At 46.3% G+C, this 4,003-nt stretch carries 2 protein-coding genes; both read right to left on the reverse strand.

From position 1 onward, the window contains the following. Positions 1 to 325 precede the first annotated feature (325 nt). Positions 326 to 1,546 carry a dicarboxylate/amino acid:cation symporter gene (locus EPX21_RS17680; RefSeq protein ID WP_134091013.1) on the reverse strand — a complete coding sequence of 407 codons (1,221 nt, stop codon included), beginning with the start codon at positions 1,544 to 1,546 and terminating at the stop codon, positions 326 to 328. A 34-nt stretch (positions 1,547 to 1,580) separates the two neighbouring features. Continuing rightward, positions 1,581 to 3,821: a Tex family protein gene (locus EPX21_RS17685; RefSeq protein ID WP_134091014.1), complete on the reverse strand. Its 2,241-nt coding sequence runs from the start codon at positions 3,819 to 3,821 to the stop codon at positions 1,581 to 1,583. Positions 3,822 to 4,003: the final 182 nt, after the last annotated feature.

Consider the following 4,003-nt stretch of genomic DNA (forward strand, 5'->3'; position numbering starts at 1 on the left):
ACTCCTCTGGAGTTTCCCACATTCCAACATCTTAATCAACAACAATAAAAGTGTCTACTTTTTTTAGGACATGACAAAGTTTGACATGAAAGGATTAAGAGATGGGGAAGGCTTAAGGGAAAAAACTATAAGGAACGAAGTGAAGGTATAAGGCGCTCAGTGGAAGAGTGCAAAGCCAATAGCCTACAGCATAAGGCGTATTTCCCATAGCATAAAGCTTATTGCCTAGAGCTTAAAGCCTATAACCACCAAGCAGCGCTCACAACCCGCAATCGGCGACTGACAACTAACAACAGGTGACTGACAACTAACAACAGGCAACCAACTACCGCTTCACCCATCGATTGACAATCATCGCTGCGGCGGTATCTCCGGTAGCATTGAGTAAAGTAGCCATCGGATCAACAAGCGTACCGATGATCATCACGGCTGGTACTGCTTCGATGGGAAGATGATAGGCAGAAATCATGAGCATTTCTCCAATATAGCCGCCATTAGGAATTCCCCCGGCAACAATACTCACTAACACAGTTAAACCGATAGCCAACAGCAAGGTTCCAGGCTCCATAAAAGGCTTGCCTATAAGTGCAAAGGCAACCGCTATTTTGATAATAGACGACATAGAGGACCCGTCTTTATGGAGCGATGCACCCAGGGGTATGACTACATTTGCCACCGGCTCTTCTACGCCGATTCGCTTGGCGGCTTCTAAATTTGGTGGAATCACCGCAATACTACTGCAGGTGCTGATGGCGGTCAATGAAGGCAGAATGTTATTTTGCCAAAAAAGTTTAATCCCACGACTACCATCGCCCATAAAGGCATATATGCTAAAAAAGACCAGGAAATAAACAAGTCCGCCCACGTAATAAACGGCCATTGGTTTCGCATAAATACCGAATAGCTGAGGGCCGACCGTTCCCACTTGATAAGCAAAATAAGCACCCAAGCCTATAGGCGCCAGCTTCATCACATAGCCTAGCAGCGTTTTCATCACTTCATTTCCGGCGTATAAAAAGCGACGGAAAGGCTCTCCGGCTTCCCCCGAGCGTAGGGAAGCTATTCCCACTAAAAAAGAAAATATAATAAAGGCCAGCATATGCTCGCGCGATAACAGTTGACTAAATTCGCTGACCGTTATAAAAGAAACTGCACGTTCTCCCCAGCTTTCCTGCGTCCCTTTATCCAATACAAGATCGGCATGCGTGGTATCGATTGCTTCACTACTTAAGGGAAACAGCCAAATACATAAGATCGTAAAGAGTGCAGCGAAAACGACGGTCATTAAAAAAACCAGCATCATTCTGGATAAAATGCGCCCGAGCCGTTGTCCTTGGTCGATACCCGCTACAGCCGATGCAATAGCGAAGAAGATCAGGGGAATGACGGCAGTAAAAAGTAAGTTGAGAAAAATATCGCCGATAGGCTTCAGATGAACAACAAAGTCTGGAGAAAAAAGGCCAACTAGGCTTCCTATGACAATGCCTAGCAACAATAGCAAGATATTGCTGTAATTTTTAAAAAAACCACTACTTCGTATGTTCATGTAATACGAAAGTAATGGTTTTTTTAAATTCTTGTTAAGAAAATTTACTTTTCAGGGCAGCTAACTTAGCAGCCATATCGCTTTCCGGCGACTTACGTTTTTCTGGTCGCGCATCCCTGCGATCGCGCACTTTTGGCTGCGGCGCTTTCTCTTCAGTTTTCATACTTAATGAAATCCGATTTCGATTTGCATCCACTTCAATCACGGTTACTTCCACCTGCTGATGCACCTTTACCACTTCATTTGGGTCCTTTATAAAACGATTGGCCAGTTGGCTTAAATGTACTAAACCGTCCTGATGCACGCCGATATCAACAAAGGCGCCGAAGTTGGTAATATTAGTAACGATACCAGGCAGTTTCATACCTACCTTTAAATCGTGTACGGTGTTAACGCCTTCCGTGAAAGAAAAAGCCTCAAATTTCTCCCGCGGATCCAAACCAGGCTTCGAGAGTTCGGCCAAAATGTCATTCAAGGTTGGTAAACCGACCTCGTCCGATATATATTTGTTTAAGGGAATACTTTTCCGCAGTTTTTCATCTTTTAGTAGACTGTTCACCTCCTGTCCTAAGTCCTTCGCCATTTCTTCCACCAGCATATAACGCTCCGGGTGAACTGCACTTGTGTCCAAGGGGTTCTCAGCACCTCTGATCCGTAAAAAGCCAGCAGCCTGCTCAAAGGCCTTTTCACCTAATCTTGGCACCTTCCTTAAATCGGAACGTCTTTTAAACGCTCCATGTTGATTTCGGTATTCGACAATGCTCTGCGCTAAGGCCGGCCCCAGTCCCGAAACATAAGCCAATATCTGCTTTGAGGCCGTATTCAGTTCCACGCCTACAGCGTTCACACAGCTTATCACGGTGTCGGCGAGCGATTCCTGCAATTTATTTTGATCAACATCGTGCTGATATTGTCCTACCCCGATCGACTTAGGATCTATCTTTACCAACTCCGCAAGCGGGTCCATGAGTCGACGACCGATAGAAACTGCTCCTCTGACAGTAATGTCGTAATCAGGGAACTCCTCCCGGGCAACCTCTGAGGCCGAATAAATAGAAGCACCACTTTCATTGACCATCACGATGACAACATCTGGTATCTGAAGCTTCCGAACAAAGTCTTCCGTCTCCCTACCTGCGGTTCCATTTCCGATGGCAATCGCTTCAATCTGATATTGTTTGACGAGCGATTGGATCTGGCGGGCCGCTTCGGCTTCTTTTGCCGTTCCGTTATGCGGATAAACAGTTGTATTTGTAAGCAGTTTACCTTGTTCGTCTAAACATACCACTTTACATCCGGTACGAAAGCCTGGATCGATTGCCAAGGTGCGCTTACTTCCCATCGGGGCGGCCAATAATAATTGACGGGCGTTCTCTGCGAACACACGGATGGCTTCCTCATCGGCCCGTTTGCGGGTAATTAAGCGGACTTCCGTTTCCATAGAAGGCTTCAATAAGCGTTTGAAACTATCTTGGATCGCTAGACGGACTTGCAAAGCGGCAGGGCTTGCATTCTTAACGAAACGATTATCAATAAGTGCAATCGCTTCATCATCAGGAACGGCCACATCTAAATAGAGCATCTGCTCTTTCTCCCCACGACGCATAGCCAACACGCGATGCGAAGGTGCAGTTTCCAGGGATTCTGTCCATTCGTAGTAGTCCTTATATTTAACGGCTTCTTCTTCTTTTCCTGGAACAACACGGGACACGAAAGAACCCTTCTCCATGAAAAAGTCGCGCATTTGAGCTCTCGTCTCTGCATGCTCAGCGATTGTTTCCGCCAAGATGTCACGCGCGCCGGCCAATGCTTCTTCGGCGGAGCTCACCCCCTTTTCTTCGTTAACAAAAGTGGCAGCCTGATCCTCAACAGCTCCCTGCTCTTGCTGCAGCAGCCACTCAGCCAGCGGCTCAAGACCTTTTTCCCGCGCCGCGGAAGCTCTCGTTTTACGTTTCGGCTTATAGGGTAAATAAATATCTTCCAACACAGCCATGGTTTCTGCCTCCTCCAACTTTTGCTGTAGTTCGGGCGTCAACTTCCCCAGGTCGGTAAGCGATTTGATAATCGCCTCGCGCCGCTTGTCGAGGTCGCGCAATTGCCCGATGCGATCTCTTATGGCGGCTACTTGTATTTCATCCAAGCTACCGGTCAATTCTTTTCGATAACGTGAAATAAAGGGAACGGTAGCTCCTTCATCTAAAAGCTGAATAGTGGTACGCACTTGCCTATCATTTAAGGACAGATCGCTGGCTATACGCTGTTCGTGTGTTAGCATGATTGTATAATGTTTGTTTAACCCCGCCTAATTGAACCGGGCTTTTTTGCTGCGAAATTGAGGTATTTTAGTTAAAGAAGCAAGGGAAGTGGAAAAGAAAGAAAGTGTCTTGTCCTGATATAGGTTGACAGTTTATTATTTACAAACTGACAAGCATGATGGCGAAATTACAGAGAATGACC

This window comes from Olivibacter sp. XZL3 (assembly GCF_004368405.1).
Classification (GTDB): Bacteria; Bacteroidota; Bacteroidia; order Sphingobacteriales; family Sphingobacteriaceae; genus Olivibacter.

What these genes read in the sequence shown, in the direction of transcription:
- EPX21_RS17680 (WP_134091013.1), bottom strand. Translation starts at nt 1,546, where the DNA reads ATGAACATACGAAGTAGTGGTTTTTTTAAAAATTACAGCAATATCTTG.
- EPX21_RS17685 (WP_134091014.1), bottom strand. Translation starts at nt 3,821, where the DNA reads ATGCTAACACACGAACAGCGTATAGCCAGCGATCTGTCCTTAAATGAT.